The organism is Mesorhizobium sp. M6A.T.Ce.TU.016.01.1.1 (assembly GCF_003997065.1).
GTDB classification, from domain to species: Bacteria; Pseudomonadota; Alphaproteobacteria; order Rhizobiales; family Rhizobiaceae; genus Mesorhizobium; species Mesorhizobium mediterraneum.
This window is the reverse complement of the sequence record NZ_RZTJ01000041.1, coordinates 1-16,372: the sequence shown is the minus strand read 5'-3', so window position 1 is coordinate 16,372 and position 16,372 is coordinate 1. Positions and strand designations below refer to the sequence as shown.

Here is a 16,372-nt window from a genome sequence, read left to right as displayed (position 1 = left end):
ATCGAGAGCTTCAACGGCCGACTGCGCGATGAACTGCTCAACGAGACGCTGTTCACCTCGCTGGCTCAGGCGCGCGTAGCCATCGCCCTGTGGCACGCCGACTACAACACCGCGCGACCGCACTCCCAAATCGCCTGGCAGACCCCGGCCAAGTTCGCCAGCACCTTCAATCCGCGACGGTCGCTCGCGCTGCGCTATGCCAAAGGCTCCGCGCCAGCGCCCGTCGCTTCACCCGCCCAGCAGGGCACAACCCACGCCGGAAACGAACTCAAAACTGGATAGAAACTGGGGGCAACGTCAAGGCGCCTCAATCTGTTTCTCGACCTTGCCGTGTTTTAGACGGGAGTTTCGGTACTCTTAACCAGATCGCCTCGCCCGTCCCGCGGAACGATCCGGGCGTCGCCCGGTTGGACCCGCGCCCGCATGCCGAGGCCGGCGGACACTCTGTCGGCGCGGTACGTGAGGGCGCGTTGATCCAGGGCATCGCTCGCTGCGGCCGTTGGGGACGATGCCTGCGCACCCATTACGCCGCACCGCAACACCCGGTCATCATTGCGCCGGCAAGGTCATCGTCGGGGGCAGAGGCGAGTTGTGTGCGTCAAGTTCTGCAAAAATGCCGTCGCGCAGGCCTTCCTGGAGGCGCTGTAGCCGGTGCGCCTGGTCGCCACGCTTGATGGCCGACCAGACTACGCAGCCCGAGGATTGGGTTGAGTGCCTGCTTGGCGGTGGGCGGCCTGCGCTATCGCAGGCTCTTCGCCCTGCAGGCCGCGGCATACTCGGCCAGCCCTGCTGCCTCGGCACTGCGCGCGGGAGTCCGATCATTAAAGCGCTGCAAGGCGTTGACGGAAATGAGCGTGACGCCAGTATCGGCGGCGGCGGAGCGGACTTCTGCCGCCAGCATGCCATTGACTAGAATTTAGCCCCGCGATCAGAGGACCCCACCGATACCGGATTGAGCGTACGTTCTTAGGAGGCGAGCATCAAGACAGCCTGACACCGGAGATCTCCGCACAAATGTCGAGTAACCTCTGCTGTAGGACAACGTCACGGGCCTGCGGGTTTGGCTCACGTGGCTGTAGGTGATAAAAATAGCCGTTGGTGTTTTGCGCGGCCGAATCGCTTACTGCGAGCCATACCTGAGTTAAATGCGCTTGGTTGATATCGTCCGGGGCATCGGGACCGCCCATCTTGGTTGGCACTGAGCCGGGCTCCACCGCGTTCGATTGCATATCGGGCCAGAGCCGCGCTGCTGCGAACGCCAGCATCAGATCGTGCAGCTTACTCTCGGAATAGGCCGTTGAGCCGTTCCAAGGCCGATTGTGCCACAATATGTCGTCCAGATTGGCATCAGCACGATAATGCATACCAGAGCTCAGGTACACGAGCCGCTTTGGCCTTCTGATCAGCGCTGTCAGGACATAGGGAGACAGCGTATTAATCGCGAACACATGCGGCAGGCCGTCTTTGGTAACACGATGATTTTCTTGGTGACCGACGGCAGCGTTGTGGATGACGGCATCAAAGCGGCCGAGTGCATTAACCTGCGCTGCGACGCTCTTGACCCCAGCGATGGTCTCCAAGTCACCAATGACGATCGCCTCGGCGGTCGGTAGATCTCTCTTGGCATCGTTCGCGCGCGTATCGTTGCGGGCATGAAGGACCACCTGATGGCCCTGCTCCACGAGGAGATGGCCGGCCATTAGGCCAAGGCCGGTGGACGAACCGGAAATGAAGATCCGCGACATTTAATTCTCCTGCGTTCTTGGGAGCGGAAACTATCTGTGGTGTTCGAGAGGTAGTTGTCAGTCTTTAGTCGCCGCACATTGCCAACTCAGGCTGCACGACTTCGAAGCGGAGGACGGCGCCGGCTTCCCGGCTGATTTCACCCGTGCTGCTCACAATTGTTTGGACCAAGCTTTCGAGAACGTGAGGCTTTTGGTTATTTCCATGTCCATAAAATTTCCCCAGCAGGATCAACGCGCAATTCTTATCGGCTCGCGCGCAGAACAGCAACAAACAACTACCTTGAAGCTCTTTCACGATGAATGCGTCATCGGATGCTATACCATAAAGCAGTTTATATGCCCTGCACAATCTTGTTCGAATTTCCCCATAGCTATCTGAACTATCGATAAGACCAGATATTGTTAAGTATGGAACTCTTAATGGGCTTTTTAGCCATACTTCCGTTCCGTCGGCTTTAAGGTACATGTGGTATATCCTTCATTTCAGTTGGCGTTCGAGCTCGAGAGTCACTTGTGATTTGGCATCCCGAAGCAGCTCGTCGCCGACGCGCAAGGCCCCCCGGTCTCTTTTTATGTTTTCGCCTGGCCGATATGTCAACAAGAGGGGTAAGACATTTTACAAAAAAGTATCATAGCTTAACAATTGACATGTTGGATTCAGAGCGGCGTTTAACAAAAGGTTCACAATACTTAACTAGACTATGGATATGACTATGATACATGCGACGAGGTCTTGAAGTCAGCTGCGGGAAAAGAGCCGATACCCTGTATGAGGTAAGGCCGGCCTGCGACACAGGAGCAATTCATGTCAAGGAAAGTCCTAATTCTTGTGGAAGGCCACAGGGGCAGCGGTCCGCTATACATCCAATCGATACAGAACTTGGGCCTTCAGCCAATTACTCTGTCGACTGATCCGGCTCAGTACGATTACCTCAAGACAGAAAATTCTCAGGCAGTCCGTGTCGACACTGACAGTCTCGCTGCCTTGACCCACGAGTGTACTGGTCTGCGCGCGTTCTATGACATTGCAGGCATTACTGGCTTTACGGCTCTCGACGAGTTGCTCTATGCGAGAGTTGGTAAACTTTGCCGGCATTTCGATTTACCCGGACCAAACCCTGAATCCATCGAACGGTGTTGCGACAAATTCGTTCAGCGTCAGCTCCTAGCGAAGGCCGGCGTTCCAATACCGGCTTATCGCCTCGCAGTGAATGCGGCGGAGGTACAAAGCGCTGCGGCGGAGATCGGCCTGCCGGTGGTTCTCAAACCCGCAGTAGGCAGCGGTAGCAGCGGTGTCCGTTTGTGCCGGGACGTCGTGGAGCTAGCCGAACATACGACCTATCTGCTAGGCGGAAAGCACATATGGCGGTCTTCGCCCAGGATGCTGGTCGAAGAATTCGCGCAAGGCCCCCATTATGTCGTTAACATCATGGGGAATGAGGTCGTCGGGATTACCGCCGCCGAATTCGGGCCGCCTCCGCATTTCGTCTTTCGTCAGTCCATCTGTCCGGCGCCGCTGTCCGATGACGAGCATGAGCGGATGGGCAATATTTCGCTGAGTTGCTTGCGCGCTCTCGACCTTGATTGGGGTCCGATGTGCATCGAATTCCGCTGGACGAAGCGTGGTCCAGTTGTCATCGAGGTCAATCCTCGTCTTGCTGGAGGGCAACCCAAGCTAATTCAGCTGGCTTACGGTGTTGATCTCGTCGCCGAGCATGTAAAGCTTGTTATAGGCGCGGACGCCAATTTGCGCAAAACGCATTTGCACACCGTGGCCTCGCGATACTTGCTTCCTGATCGCGATGGCATTCTCGATTGGATCGATGGCGAGGCTTCGGCGGCCGCTGTACCAGGTGTGGCCGAGGTGAAGCTTTACGTTGAATCCAAGGCACCGATTGTGAGGAAAGGGGATTACCGAGACTGCATCGCACACGTCATCGCCGCTTCACCCGATCTCACTCGGACGGAGGCGATACTTCAGCAGGCCGTCGACCTAATCGACTGGTCAATAACTTCACCTCCTGCCAACGTGTAAGCAAAATTTCGCCGCGACTGCGGCGCACGTTGCGGCGACGAAGGTTCGAGCCTTATCCTGCAGGGCGACCGAATTTTGGCTACAGCCGGCGCGCATCCGAGCAAAATCGGGTTCACAAAGACCATCAACGCCGAGCGCTACAAGTTGGGCCGCCCAACATGCTGACCTTGTGCGGGGTGCTGATGCATTCGAGCCTGGACGTCACCCTTACCGGTGCACCCCTCGGTCTGACGGCAGCGAAGTTCTCGACACGAACGAAGTTCAAGGGAACGCTGCCGCCCAAGCGGCAAATCAGTCTCACGCGCGTGCTTGGATCGAGACGAAGGAAAGCTACCGCTGGCTGGAGCACCTGCCCCAGTCCATCGCGCTCGAGCGCTGTATTTGTGGGGACAGCGACCTCTATGAACTCCTTTGCACCGGGCAGACCTTGGTACGAGCTTGCTCGTGTGGGTGCAGACGAACAGGCTGGCCGAGCGGCCGAAGCTCCAACCCGCAGGTTCTGACCTACGTCGACGCCCTCGAACAGAATCCGTGCGGCAGGTCGCGAGCCGATCCGCTGGAAGCTGGCAAACACCTGCCGGTCAATGATTTCTCCGTGGCGGTCGAGAAGCTCGGGTGGACGCCCAGTGCTGGAAGGTGGTGGCGTTCCACAAGTCCCGGCTGCCGCCGAGGCGAGGCTCAAGACCGCAGAGAGGCTGAGGAAGTTCCTCGCTCTTGTCGCGGCAGTCAACTGCCGAATCTTCTTTGTCACTATGTCGGCTTGCGCCTAGCCAGACGGTAGCATGTCGTACAGGACGGTAGCGATCCGGCACATCCGCTCGTAGCGAGCGGATCGGAAAGCGCCACAGGATACTGTTAAGAACCTTGCGGCCATCAACACGCGCCAGGCCGCGAACCTTGTTCGGCAAATGCGGTTGGATAACGCTCCATTCAAAGTCGCTCAGTTCTAACGACGCATTCAAAACACCAAATAGGTGTCTTTAATCAGAACTCATAAAAAACGAAGCTCAGTTCATGAGTTTGCTGCCTAGCAGTCTGTTGAAAAAGGCCCTCGCCACCGGACCGCGGCGATGAATCCGAAGGGATTCGAAGGTGGCGAGTGCGTGGCGCCGAAGATCGAACTGGCGAACTGTTCAGCTACGTGGACCTTGAAGTCCGGGGTTCGGCGCAATCATCCATTGCGGGCGATCCGTCGTGACTGAAGCCCTGTCGACGCTGGAGCGTGTGTTTGCAGCGCTATATTCCCCGATCGGACGGCCATCGATCCCGCCGGAGAAGCTGCTGCGGGCGATGCTTTTGCAGGCTTTCTATTCGATCCGCTCCGAGCGGCTTTTGATGGAGCGGCTGGAATACGACCTTCTGTTCCGCTGGTTCGTCGGCATCGGCGTCGGCGACGCGGCCTGGGACCGTTCGGTGTTCTCCGCAAGTCCGCAGCGTCCGCGGCGGCGCTGGTCGGCGGAAGCGAAGGCACGGCTGGTTGAAGAGTCCCTGAAGCCAGGGGCGAACGTGTCGGCGATCGCGCGCCAGGCTGGACTGGCGAGCTCGCAGCTGTTCGGCTGGCGGCGCAAGGCGATCAAGAGCAGTGCGGTCACGCCGCAGCGAGATGCGGCTCGGCTCGGCTTTGTCGAGGTCACGCCAACGGTGGCGCATATAGCCCCGCTGCGGGCCGCCGAGGCGGCCGTGCGCGGCCAGGACCCGACAGTACGGATAGCTGCGCGTCAGGAGAAATCCGCCGCTTTGTGGCTCTTGATCGCACTGCTTCATCTCCGGCCGAAGTCGGTCGCCGCTTGGCTCGGATTGTTCACGGTCGACTCTAGATAAACTTTGACTGACCATGGCCGCCTCGACAGCGGTGCGCGCCTGCAGCGAAAAGCTGCGCGCACCGCTCTCTCGGTCGCCGCGGCTCCTTCATTCCGCAGGTGCTATGGAATCCGTTCCACTTCGGCGCACTGCGTAGAATCAGGATTCATTTTGGGGCTCTTCTCGGAACGCCATTCTACGCAAATCCCGTGGGCACCCGCGAGGCGGACTTTTCAACGATATCCACCCCTCGAGGTCGTTTACGCCTTCACGTCCTACCCTCTTACTCAGTAAACATGGGATCAAGTTGGACGATCTCGTTAACCGGTAAGCTTCACTGAGACATTGCGAGAGAGTAAGATGACGATGCTTGCGGTCACTTGCTACCGTTCACAATGATAACGAATAACAGCACAATTTACGGCAACATCTACTCACGCAGGTGATCGGCCCTTGACCCTGCGGTAAGCCGTGCTTTCTTGGATGAGCCAATCTCTAACGACAACAACATTTTTGTTGTGAGCTTTGCGCTCTGGATAGACGACATAGTAAGATTCCTCTGAAAACACCGGGGGGCCAAACGGCATGTGAAGCTCACCTCTGGCGAGTTCCAACTCAATGTAGCAAAGAGGTACGATTGCAATTCCAGCTCCATTCACAGCAGCATTTATGATCATGTCAGAATGCGCAAATCTCGGCCCTTGTATCCTGCCATGGTATTCAAGATCGCGTAAGCTAAGCCAACGGAGCCACATGCTTTGTCGGCTAGCGTTTTGAAGCATTGGAAACTTCGCAAAATCTCTTGGATGAAGCGTTGTCCCCGGACGGATCAGACGAGGCGCAGCGACAACTGCGATTTCCTCTGCAAACAGTTCAATTGATCTGGCATTGGTCCATGTGCCGAGACCTCTGAGCATTGCGATATCGAGACGAGTTGTTTCAAAATCGACATCGGGTGTAGTCACGATGATTTCCAGAGGAATGTTTGGGTTAGCCGAAATCAACGGGCCAAGACGCGTCGGTACCCAACGCGACCCTAGTGTGGGAAGTGTACCAAGCATCACTGAGCTATCGAGCGCCCGACCTCGCACGGCGTCAATTGATACCTCCTGGAGCTTGTCCAAAACGAGTGCGACTTCCCGATAGTAGACTACTCCCAAGTCGGTCAACACAAGGCGAGGCCCGGACCTCTGAAACAACGTCACGCCAAGAAACTCCTCCAGATTTTTAATTTGCCTGCTGATCCCGCTTTGAGTCAGGCCTAAATCGTCTGCCGCCCTCGTGAAATTCATGTATCGGGCAGCTGCTTCAAAGGCGTGCAGTGCAGAGAGCGATGGAAGATATCTTCTCATAGGAGAGTACCTCGACTTGCATCATGGACAGAAGGCATGACGGACCCTACTTTCTACGTTTTCGTTTTGTGATCTTGCACGCCAAGGATTTTTCAGGGATTGATGATGGTTGGTCCTCCGTCACTGCCCGACGAATAGGAGAGATATCGGAAAAGGTCCCGAGCCTTTGGAGGGGCCGCAAAGATCGTTGTGTGCGCGCGTCAGCATGAGCAGTGCAAAATACATGGCGTAACCGAATTCCCGGTGCAAGAGTGAACATCCTTCTGTGAGAAGGAAGGCGATCCTCTCGAAACCGTCGTGAGGGTTGTAGATAGCAATGTCGAGCTTGCCCGGGTGAACATGGGCGATGAATCGCGTTCGACGGGCTTTGCACCGCGCCTCGCAATTGGCAGCGACCGGCCATCCTGATCAGACTGTCAGTGACTTCGAGAATTGGGGCGACGATAAGAACGGCCGTCGCTCATGTGTGTTCGGTTTGGTGTTTCGACGTTGTGCAAGGCCAGCGCGAACGCTAATGACGCTGCAATGGTGGACAGGCTATGCAGGATCGCTGCGCCGACTGTGTTATAGATCGTCAGCTGCACATCCCCTTTCAGTTTTGCGGAGCGTAGTCTTCTGCTGTTGTCGAACGATGTCGATCTCGTTCGCCCTGCCGAGCTTCCATTCAGGCGGATCGCTTCTCCGACCTCGACCGCTCGTGGTCGATGCCAATCGCCAGTTGGTCTTGCCTTTGCCCGCCCTATCAAGGAACAGTAGCGCGCCACCATGCGCGATCTGGCAATTCCATAGGACCGTCGTAGAGTCGCCACCAGCGTCCCAAGTTCTGCACATTCGCTGAGAGATGACGGTCATGGAAGCGCTGCGTGCTTCAACGAGCGAGCGCACGCCGGAGCGTCTCGGCTCTCGCTCTGGCTATTACGTCCGCACCCTTGTCACGCGGGTCGGCAAGCTTGAGCTGCGGGTTCCGTAGGATCGGGCGGGCCGCTTCTCCACCGAAAGATAAACCGCTCAGGTACTGCGTGCGAGCTTGGTAAGGTTAGGAGCGGTGCAAATCAACGGCCGTTCGGCTCTCACCTTCTGGGTGCCTCGCTAAAGGAACTGTCTGAACCCCCTTGCCTGTTAGATCTGCCCCGTTTCCACGATTTGCTTTCTGAGCCTGTATCTACTTCGCCAGCCTGCCCGCTTGAGCTTGTCCCGCATGGCGTTTGTCAGCGGCCCGGTGACGTTCGTTTGACGCCGGCGGGATGCTTGGCGCGTCCGTGTGAGGTAGGCGGTGACATTGCGCTCGGCAAGGGCGGCGAGGTTGGCCTCTGTCAAGCGAAGTGAGGATTTGACCCCCCGCATTGCCTCAAGCAAAATGTTACCAATAGTGTCGCTGTTCCGAATGGGATGGTCAGGTGTTGTCATCCCGATTCGGAGGATGGATGGCAAGGCGGATCAGCATGGCGACACGGTCGGAATTGGTGGAAGCAATTGTCGAGCGGTATCGATCGGGGAGCCGAAGCGATAAGCGCCTCATCCTCGATGAGTTCGTCGCGGTGACCGGTTATCATCGCAAGCATGCGATCCGAGTGCTCCGTCAACGCGCGTCGAAGATACCTGGCAACAAGAGGCACAGCCTTCGCTATGGCGGCGATGTTCGCGAAGCGCTCGTGGTGTTGTGGGAGGCATCGTAGCGGCTGTGTTCCAAACGGCTGCGGCCTTTGATACCTGTCTTGCTGCCAGCGCTTGAACGGCATGGCCGGCTAGAGCTCGATGCCGCGCTCCGCGGCAAGCTGCTGACAATGAGCCCGGCGACGATGGATCGGCTTTTGGCGGAGGTACGTGTTGTGGCTCGCGGCGGCCAGCGCCGGCGAGCAGGAATGAGTTCGGCGGTTCGCCGATCGGTGCCGGTGCGCACCTTCGGGGACTGGAATGATCCGCCGCCCGGTTACGTCGAGGTCGATTTCGTGGCGCATTCCGGCACATCTTCGTCCGGCAGCTTTGTGCAGACGATGGTGTTGACCGATATTGCCACGGGGTGGACTGAATGCGTTCCGGTCCGCACGCGCGACAGCGGCAATGTGATTGTGGCGATCAAGCAGGCCCGCTCGTTCTTTCCCTTCCCCCTGCTCGGCGTAGATTTCGACAACGACAGCGCCTTCATGAACGAGTTCGTCGTCTCCTGGTGCCGCAGCGAGGAACTGGAAGTGACGCGCTCGCGCGCCTATCGAAAGAATGACCAGGCGCATATGGAGCAGAAGAATGGCGCCATCGTGCGTCGCCTGGTGGGGTATGGTCGGTTTGTCGGCGCGGAGGCGACGGCCGCGCTTGGTAAACTTTATGCTGTCGTGCGGCTTTACGGCAATCTGTTCCAACCGTCATTCAAGCTTCAGGAGAAGACGCGGATCGGCGCTCGTGTGATCAAGCGCTATCATCCGCCAGTTCCGCCTGCGGCCCGTGTCCTTGCACATCCGGGTGTGGCCGAGACCGACAAGCAGCGGCTCCAGGCGATGATGGAAACCGCCGATCCCGTGCTGCTGTTTGCTGGTATCCGCGCCGCGCAGGAGGAGCTTGGGCGGCGGATCGATCGTCGTGGCCTGAATGCCAAGATTGAGGAGCCGGCCGTTATCGATCTCCAGCGCTTCGCCGCGAATCTGAAGACGGCCTGGAAGAGTGGCGAGACCCGACCAACGCATCGGCGGCCGTATCGGCGGACCAAACCCTATCCGAAGGGACCCAGCATGTACGAGCCGTTCGAGGCGCAGATCAAGGGATGGCTCGAGGAAGAGCCGGCGCTCTCGGCAGCAAGTGTGTTGCAACGCCTGACAAAGATCGACCCCTCGCGCTTTAAGGAAAAGAACCTGAGAATGGTGCAACGGCTTGTGAAGGTCTGGCGCATGGAAATGGCTGGGCTGATCATCCTCGATGGCGGTTGGATGAAGAGCTGGCCGCTATCTCCCTCCGCCGCGACGGATGGAGAAAGGGCCCATGTCGGCCCTATCGCGTTCGGTAACATTCCTCGGTGAGGCAATAGGGGGGGTCAGTTTCTCAATTCGCCCGACAGCCTCGCTGCAGAAACCAGCATCGGCTGGGACTCCTTGCGGCGGAGATTGTCAAAGGTCGATGAGCGCCACGAGCTGGTTGGTCGCTCGTGCTTTCCGTCGGGCCATGGGCCACGATGATCTGGACCCCTGCATCAACAGCTGCCCTGCGTGTTGTGGTCCAGGTGTAACCATCCAATGCGGCTTTCCGGATCGGTGGAAATGCGCTGTGCCTTGCCCTCGGGCTCTTCTTGGGCGGCGTCGGCGTCTTGCCAATCCTTTCGGCCTTCCGCCTTGCGCTCCTCTCCGCCTTTTCGCGGCGCCGCATCTCTTCTTCGGCGACCGCTTGGCTTCCGCCTCCAACTCGGCCTTGGCCGCGCTAATCTTTCCAGCCGCTTCTGCTTGTCGGCCGCCTATCGGGCATCTCATCGCCACGCTGCTTCCGTGCAGCCGGTCCTCCTCGGCATCGGCCGCCTCGGCGGCTTTGAGCCAGAGACCGACCTCGGCCTGAAGCTCTGCTTCCGCTTCTTCATGCGCGCGTAGCTCATCGCTTGTGTTTGGACGCGTTCGTCCTGGTCTTGGTGCCGTCAAGCGCGACGTGGCCGAGCATCACCAGCCCGGCTTTCCGGCCAGCTGCAACACCTGCACGAACAGAGTAGTCAGCTCTCTCAGCTGGCGCCTGCGGAAACTCCGGCGGATCACCCGCCACCATCATCATGAAATCCGCCCGCTCTACCGCCGGGTCAGCGATCCGCCGCGATGAGTAGATGCCGCTTCCATGATCATGCGGAAGCAGCGTCGTCATCCGCGCGGATCGAACGAGCTGGCCCAGCACGCTCCTGTAGCTGCTGCTAATCGCGAAAAATCAAGCTCCTCCCTAAGCTAACCAACGCCACGATCAGCCGAGACAGGTGGTCCTTGGGCACACAGTCCTGCACGCTAGGCGGCGTAGCTGCGTCTCATCGACTTCCGGGGTGAAAATCCTTGACACCCGTAGCATCGTCGCAACCCTCATCAGGACGCCTCATGACCAGAACTCATGACAAACGCAATTTTCAATGCTTTGGTTTTGTGAATTTACAGATCATGACTGGGTGCTCGCGGCCTACAGCTTCTTCAAAATCAACCTATCAGATGTGTCCTACCCCAATTTCAGAATGCTCAATCGTTACGAAGACGGTGCAGCATCATTTCGAGAAAAGTCCTAATGTCCACCAGAGCGAAGCACATAGTCGTTATTGGAGCAGGAATAGTGGGAGCCTGCTGCGCCCTCGAACTGGTTCGTAGCGGGCACGAGGTCACCATCATCGAGGCGGGCACGCCGGGAGAAAGGCACGCCACTAGCTACGGGCAGGGTTGCTGGATAAGCCCGGCCTCGGTCGTCCCGCTGTCTACGCCCGGCCTATGGAAACAAGTCCCGGGCTATCTGCTGAACCCGAATGGGCCGATCGTCATAAGATGGCGGCATATTGGAACGCTTCTGCCCTGGCTTGTAAGATTCGTGCTGGCCGGTGCATCGGTCTCGCGCGTCGAGGGCACCGCAATGGCCCTGAGCCGGCTGTTGCACGACAGCCCGGACCGACATCTCGCATTGGCCGCCGAACTGGCCGTTCCTGAATTGATACGGCAGGAAGGGCTGCTTTACGCATACCCGGACAGAAAGGCTTTTGAAGTTGAGGCTCTCTCCTGGCGTCTCCGCGAGATGGTCGGGCTGCGTTGGCGGGAGTTGGATAGGGAAGCCCTTGGCCAACGGGAGCCAAATCTCGCTGAAAAGTATACCTTCGGAATACTGGTGGAGGATGGCGCTCACTGTGTAGATCCCGGCGCTTACGTAGCCAAGATTGTTTCATTGGCTACCTTTCGAGGGGCAAGGATTTCCTGCGTCAAAGCGACCGGATTCGCATTTGAAGGAACTCGGCTTTTGGGCGTTGACACTAACAATGGGCTGATCAAGTGTGACCAGGCCGTTGTCGCCGCTGGTGCCTGGTCGAAAGCACTCGCGAAGGCAGCTGGTGACAAAATACCGCTTGAAAGTGAAAGAGGTTACCACGGCGTCATCTCGACAGCGGAAGGTCGACCAAACCATCCAGTTATGCCAAGCGACGGTAAGATGGCGAACACGCCTACCCGCTTTGGTTTGCGGCTTTCCGGACAGGTTGAATTGGCGTCGATTGAGGCTCCGCCGAACTGGGATCGAGTAGATGTTTTACTTAATCATGCGTTTCGAACCTATCCCACCCTTGCTGCACTGCAAACCGTTGCTGTGGACAAGTGGATGGGCCACCGCCCCTCGACACCAGACGGTCTCCCTGTGATAGGCAGATCGTGGCGTTCGCCGGATGTTTTTTATGCATTCGGCCACGGTCATATCGGCTTCGCCTCTGGTCCTATTACAGGATGTATCGCAGCTGCCCAACTCTCTGAATCCCAGCAATGCGTCGACATACGCGCGTTCGCACCAACTAGGTTTAAACTGACGGGACATAAATCATGAGAGCCAGAATGCAGCTGTGGCACGCGCCCCTCTTCCACGATAGCGTGGCCGCTCCCATTTCGTGCGACGGAAGTTCTCGATTCCTCGGTGTCGCCGACGGATCAGCGACAAAGATGAATATTGGTTTTGCTTAAGGAGAGGGTGAATGCGCGGAGCAGATATTCTTGTAGAGATGCTGATTGGTTATGGGGTCGATGTAATATTCGGCGTGCCAGGCGATACTAACGTACCTTTCTACGAAGCGTTGCAGCAACGCGAGGACCAAATACGCCACGTCATGGCTCGTGATGAGCGATCTGCTGGTTACATGGCCGACGCATATGGCAGATTTACCAGCAAACCCGGGATCTTCGAGTGCCCGTCGGGCGCGGGCGCCATGTACTCTCTGCCGCCAGTCGCGGAATCCAATTCGTCGTCGGTTCCAGTCATACTGCTTACAATCGACATCCCACTCCCCGGAGAGGGACGCGGCGTTCTCACCGAGCTCGATTGCGCGCGCCTTTTTGAGCCCATCACAAAAATGTCTGTACAGGTTAAGTCACCTGAGAAGTTGCCAGAGATCATACGTCGTGCCTTCCGCGTTGCATGTTCGGGCAAGCCGGGAGCCGTTCACCTCCAGATCCCTGAAGACATGCTTCTGGCGGAAGTCGACGAAGCTCGCATTTCGCTGCATGTCGAAAAGGATTGTGTCCAATTCCCAGCCTTTCCGACTTTGCCGTCCCGAGAAAAGCTCGACGGACTCATGTCTCTCCTGACGGAAACAAAACGCCCTCTGATCGTCTCCGGTGGAGGGGTGAACCGTTCGTGCGCCGGATCTGAAGTCACGGCACTTGCGGAGAAATTAAATGTTCCCGTCTGCACGACCATGACCGGGCAGGGCACAATGCCGGATGACCACCGGCTCGCGATCGGTGTCATTGGCGATAACGGCTTTCATCCCCACGCCAACTGGGCACTGGAACACGCCGATTTCGTGCTGTTCGTAGGCTCTAGGATGGGTTCGGTTGTTACAATCGGCTGGACCTTTCCGAAAGTGACCCTGAATAAGCGGGTCGCTCAGGTCGATATCGATCCGGAAATCATGGCGAACAATTATGAGAATGTAATATCCATACCGGGCGACGCAAAACTTGTTCTAAAGCAACTGATTGAGCTAGCGCCAGAGCAGCCGGACGCTACGAGGACCGAGGATTGGGTCAATGAACTTAACGCCTTGCGCTCGGATTTCTGGAAGAATGCCGAAATCTTGCTGAGCGACGAAAGCACGCCGTTGCGCCCGGAACGGGTAGTCCGCTGCTTCAATGATGCGCTTGAAGTGTTTGGCAGGCCGGCTCACATCTACTCGGACGCTGGTACGCCCACGCCACACATGACCCGCTTCTTGAAATTGCGGGACCGGCGCACGCGTTTTGCAATTCCCCGAGCATTTGGCGGTTTAGGCTCCGCACTACCAGCGACTGTGGGCGCCTGGTATGCAGATAAGCAGTGTCGGCCGATCGGAATGTTCGGCGATGGCTCCTTTGGGATGACCGTTGGCGAACTCGAAACCCTCGTTCGGCTGCAAGTGCCTGCAATTCTGCTGCTGTTCAACAACGGGACTTTTGGCTGGATCAAGGGACTGCACCGTCTGAACGGGCACAACCAGTGCTTCGGCGTGGACTTCATGCCGCCGCGGGGGCAAGCCATCGCCGAAGCTTTTGGAGTGAAGGCATGGACTGCAAAAGACTCCAGAGAACTGGATGCAGCACTCGCTAATGCATTTGCCTACACCGAAGGCCCCTGCCTCATCGACATTCACGTGGAATCGATAGCCGATCGTGTACCGCCGGTTTATTCTTGGCTGTCCAAACGGGGACGGAATCCACTCAGCACGAATGCCGAAGAAGTGCGCTACTTCTAAATCTGGGAAAGTGGCCCGTCTTCATACCCGCGGCAGAACAGCGGAGAAAAAGTGTTTGCGAACAGAACAGACGCAATCGTTAACATCAGCCTCGGCGGGGCTCGGCCGCGGTAAGAGGAGTTCGAACGAATCGCCGTCGCCAGCAGAGACTTTTTCATTGGCTGCAAAAAAAAGGGCTTTTTCGAACGGTGGCAGAAAACAGAAACACTTAATAGGGGCGGTTTGCTAGCGTTCCCGCCTCCAGGATTAGTCTTGGATAAGTCTAAATGTCCAGCAGCACAACTACCACTGAGCTGCGTCCCGCAGACGGTATCGCTCGATCGGAATAATCATTGCGCAGACGGGCTAATCCCACACGAGAAAGTCGCCGCCTTTTTTCCTAGACCGTTGCAGCCATGAGCGTGGTGACGCTGTGGCGAACTCAACAGAACCTGCAGGCCGAGCAACTGCCTTGCGATGTCTGCCAGGCTACAGGCCAGGCAATCTCCATTTGAACGCCGACACACCATTTGCCAGCGACACGTAGCTGATTAGAACAACAGACCTTGGATTTCAGACCAGCCAGCGTTGCTGTGTCATGAAAGGAAGCAGTCATGAGCATCAATATTAATGATATCGGCGACCGCAACAGTGTCCTGCATCCCTTCACGCAACTCAGACTTCGCCCCGGCAGGCTCGGCGAGCCGACGACGTGGAGACGGGAAAGGGCATCCGCATCCAGGATGCGCATGGCAATCAGCTTATCGACGGCTTTGCAGGCCTTTACTGCGTCAATGGCTATGGCCGCGCCGAAGTGGCTGAAGCGATCTCGCGCCAGGCCCACCGCTAGTCTACTATCACTCGTATGCGGCGCACACGACGGACGAACTCGCAATCCTGTCCGATCGCCATCGTGAAGATGGCCCCGGGTAGGATGAGCAAGGTGTTCTACGGCATGTCCGGCTCGGACGCCAACGGAACCCAGGCCAGGCTCGTCTGGTACTACAACAATCTGCGCGGCAAGCCGACCAAGAAGAAGATCATCTCGCGCGAGCGCGGCTATCAAGGCTGCAGCGTTGTCTGCGGCTCGATGACCGCCATGAGCTTTTAGCACGACCATATGGACTTGCCGCCGGCGAAGATCATGCATACCGGCTGACCTGCCACTGAATTTCATCCGGCTGCAGTTAGAGCCTCGGCGCGTTTTACGCCGTATGGCGCGGGTTGAGCAACGGGTGATCGGCGGAGCTGGTCGGGGTTGCGCAGCCGATAGTCCGTTGCGGTGAGATTAGCGGCATAGGCCGCAGGCGTGAGGTATCCGATCGCCGAATGTGGGCGCGATCGGTTGTAGTCGTCTGCCCATTCGGCGGGTTGTTCGGGCATGGTCGAGGCCGAGGAACAGGGTTTCGTTCAGCAACTCGTCGCGCATCCGCCCGTTGAAGCTTTCGCAGAAGCCGTTCTGCATCGGCTTGCCCGGCGCGATGAAGTGCCATTCCACCTTATGATCCTTCGACCAGGCGAGGATCGCGTTGGAGGTGAACTCGGTGCCGTGGTCGCCGCACCATTACTGGGGCGCTAGCCCCGGCGAAACCGAGTGCGAATCTCTCCCCGTCGTGCTGCCGAGCTCGATCAGCTGGTCGAGCGCCTCGGCCCGGACAATGTCGGCGTCTTCATCGGCGAGCCCGCGTTGGGTACCGGCGGCATTACGCCGCCGCCGGATGAAATCTGGCAGGTCGATCGACCGAGGTTCCATCGATGCGAGAGTTGCGGTGCGGTGCGCACTTTGTATCGCTGCGGGCGTCAAGACCGACCGAGCAACTCAGACGATCCTATGTGGTTGTCCTAGTACTACAGTTGAGGACGATTTTGTGATTCCCTTCGACAGGTTATGGAGGAGGGAGCCATGTCTGTCGCTTCGTGGTCAGGGTTCGTTTTTGGCTTGGGAGCAGGAGCTCACGACGCTGAAAGCGCGGGTGGGGCGGGTGCTTCCTCGTCGTGAACTGCGGGAGACGGGCGCAGATTTCCTTGACGGCCTTCTTTCCGG

At 57.8% G+C, this 16,372-nt stretch carries 11 protein-coding genes and 7 pseudogenes; 11 read left to right on the top strand and 7 right to left on the bottom strand.

The features are described 5' to 3' along the window. Window positions 1-282, top strand: a 282-nt coding sequence (locus tag EOC94_RS32200; RefSeq protein ID WP_148128447.1) for an integrase core domain-containing protein, incomplete at its 5' end; no start/stop codon positions are given. 698 nt (window positions 283-980) lie between these two features. Here EOC94_RS32200 and EOC94_RS32195 read toward each other — a convergent pair. Further along, the gene (locus EOC94_RS32195) at window positions 981-1,745 is read right to left on the bottom strand and encodes an SDR family NAD(P)-dependent oxidoreductase (RefSeq protein WP_127295580.1); all 765 of its coding nucleotides are present in this window, start codon (window positions 1,743-1,745) and stop codon (window positions 981-983) included. A 64-nt stretch (window positions 1,746-1,809) separates the two neighbouring features. Continuing rightward, window positions 1,810-2,211, bottom strand: coding sequence for a hypothetical protein (locus EOC94_RS32190; protein WP_127295578.1), 402 nt, complete (start codon window positions 2,209-2,211; stop codon window positions 1,810-1,812). 339 nt (window positions 2,212-2,550) lie between these two features. On the opposite strand from EOC94_RS32190, the gene EOC94_RS32185 reads away from it, so the two are divergent. Next, the gene (locus EOC94_RS32185; RefSeq protein ID WP_127295576.1) at window positions 2,551-3,780 is read left to right on the top strand and encodes an acetyl-CoA carboxylase biotin carboxylase subunit family protein; all 1,230 of its coding nucleotides are present in this window, start codon (window positions 2,551-2,553) and stop codon (window positions 3,778-3,780) included. A 791-nt stretch (window positions 3,781-4,571) separates the two neighbouring features. Here the strand turns inward: EOC94_RS32185 and EOC94_RS34945 are convergent. Beyond that, window positions 4,572-4,742 (bottom strand): annotated as a pseudogene (locus EOC94_RS34945) (IS5/IS1182 family transposase); the annotation flags it as partial. A gap of 137 nt (window positions 4,743-4,879) precedes the next feature. Between EOC94_RS34945 and EOC94_RS34940 the strand changes: the two are divergent. Together EOC94_RS34940 and EOC94_RS34420 are read left to right on the top strand one after the other, a co-directional pair. Beyond that, a pseudogene (locus EOC94_RS34940) lies at window positions 4,880-5,202 on the top strand (transposase); the annotation flags it as partial. Continuing rightward, window positions 5,194-5,601, top strand: coding sequence for a transposase (locus EOC94_RS34420; RefSeq protein ID WP_245465702.1), 408 nt, complete (start codon window positions 5,194-5,196; stop codon window positions 5,599-5,601). The pseudogene EOC94_RS34940 and the gene EOC94_RS34420, both read left to right, overlap by 9 nt. Window positions 5,602-6,014: 413 nt before the next feature. Here the strand turns inward: EOC94_RS34420 and EOC94_RS32170 are convergent, their stop codons facing one another. Then, window positions 6,015-6,932, bottom strand: a complete 918-nt coding sequence (locus EOC94_RS32170; protein WP_127295571.1) for a LysR substrate-binding domain-containing protein — start codon at window positions 6,930-6,932, stop codon at window positions 6,015-6,017. An 847-nt stretch (window positions 6,933-7,779) separates the two neighbouring features. Between EOC94_RS32170 and EOC94_RS32165 the strand changes: the two are divergent. Further along, window positions 7,780-7,899: pseudogene (locus tag EOC94_RS32165) on the top strand (transposase); the annotation flags it as partial. A gap of 41 nt (window positions 7,900-7,940) precedes the next feature. On the opposite strand, the pseudogene EOC94_RS34935 reads toward EOC94_RS32165, so the two are convergent. Next, window positions 7,941-8,243 (bottom strand): annotated as a pseudogene (locus EOC94_RS34935) (transposase); the annotation flags it as partial. A 113-nt stretch (window positions 8,244-8,356) separates the two neighbouring features. On the opposite strand from EOC94_RS34935, the gene EOC94_RS34930 reads away from it, so the two are divergent. Both EOC94_RS34930 and EOC94_RS32160 read left to right on the top strand, forming a co-directional pair. Continuing rightward, entirely contained in the window at window positions 8,357-8,608 is a 252-nt protein-coding gene (locus EOC94_RS34930; protein WP_245465701.1) for a hypothetical protein, read from the top strand. A gap of 108 nt (window positions 8,609-8,716) precedes the next feature. After that, the gene (locus EOC94_RS32160) at window positions 8,717-9,940 is read left to right on the top strand and encodes a transposase family protein (protein WP_245465700.1); all 1,224 of its coding nucleotides are present in this window, start codon (window positions 8,717-8,719) and stop codon (window positions 9,938-9,940) included. A gap of 559 nt (window positions 9,941-10,499) precedes the next feature. On the opposite strand, the gene EOC94_RS32155 is transcribed toward EOC94_RS32160, so the two are convergent. Next, the gene (locus EOC94_RS32155) at window positions 10,500-10,760 is read right to left on the bottom strand and encodes a hypothetical protein (protein ID WP_127295569.1); all 261 of its coding nucleotides are present in this window, start codon (window positions 10,758-10,760) and stop codon (window positions 10,500-10,502) included. 402 nt (window positions 10,761-11,162) lie between these two features. Here EOC94_RS32155 and EOC94_RS32150 point away from each other — a divergent pair, with 402 nt between their 5' ends. The 3 genes and pseudogenes from EOC94_RS32150 to EOC94_RS32140 form a co-directional block, all read left to right on the top strand. Continuing rightward, entirely contained in the window at window positions 11,163-12,449 is a 1,287-nt protein-coding gene (locus tag EOC94_RS32150) for an FAD-binding oxidoreductase (protein WP_127295567.1), read from the top strand. 145 nt (window positions 12,450-12,594) lie between these two features. Further along, window positions 12,595-14,349: a thiamine pyrophosphate-binding protein gene (locus tag EOC94_RS32145; RefSeq protein WP_127295565.1), complete on the top strand. Its 1,755-nt coding sequence runs from the start codon at window positions 12,595-12,597 to the stop codon at window positions 14,347-14,349. 593 nt (window positions 14,350-14,942) lie between these two features. Continuing rightward, window positions 14,943-15,436, top strand: a pseudogene (locus tag EOC94_RS32140) (aminotransferase class III-fold pyridoxal phosphate-dependent enzyme); the annotation flags it as partial. 65 nt (window positions 15,437-15,501) lie between these two features. On the opposite strand, the pseudogene EOC94_RS32135 reads toward EOC94_RS32140, so the two are convergent. Continuing rightward, window positions 15,502-15,883, bottom strand: a pseudogene (locus tag EOC94_RS32135) (integrase core domain-containing protein); the annotation flags it as partial. A 1-nt stretch (window position 15,884) separates the two neighbouring features. On the opposite strand from EOC94_RS32135, the pseudogene EOC94_RS34925 reads away from it, so the two are divergent. Then, window positions 15,885-16,048 (top strand): annotated as a pseudogene (locus tag EOC94_RS34925) (aspartate aminotransferase family protein); the annotation flags it as partial. Between the last annotated feature and the right edge of the window lie 324 nt (window positions 16,049-16,372).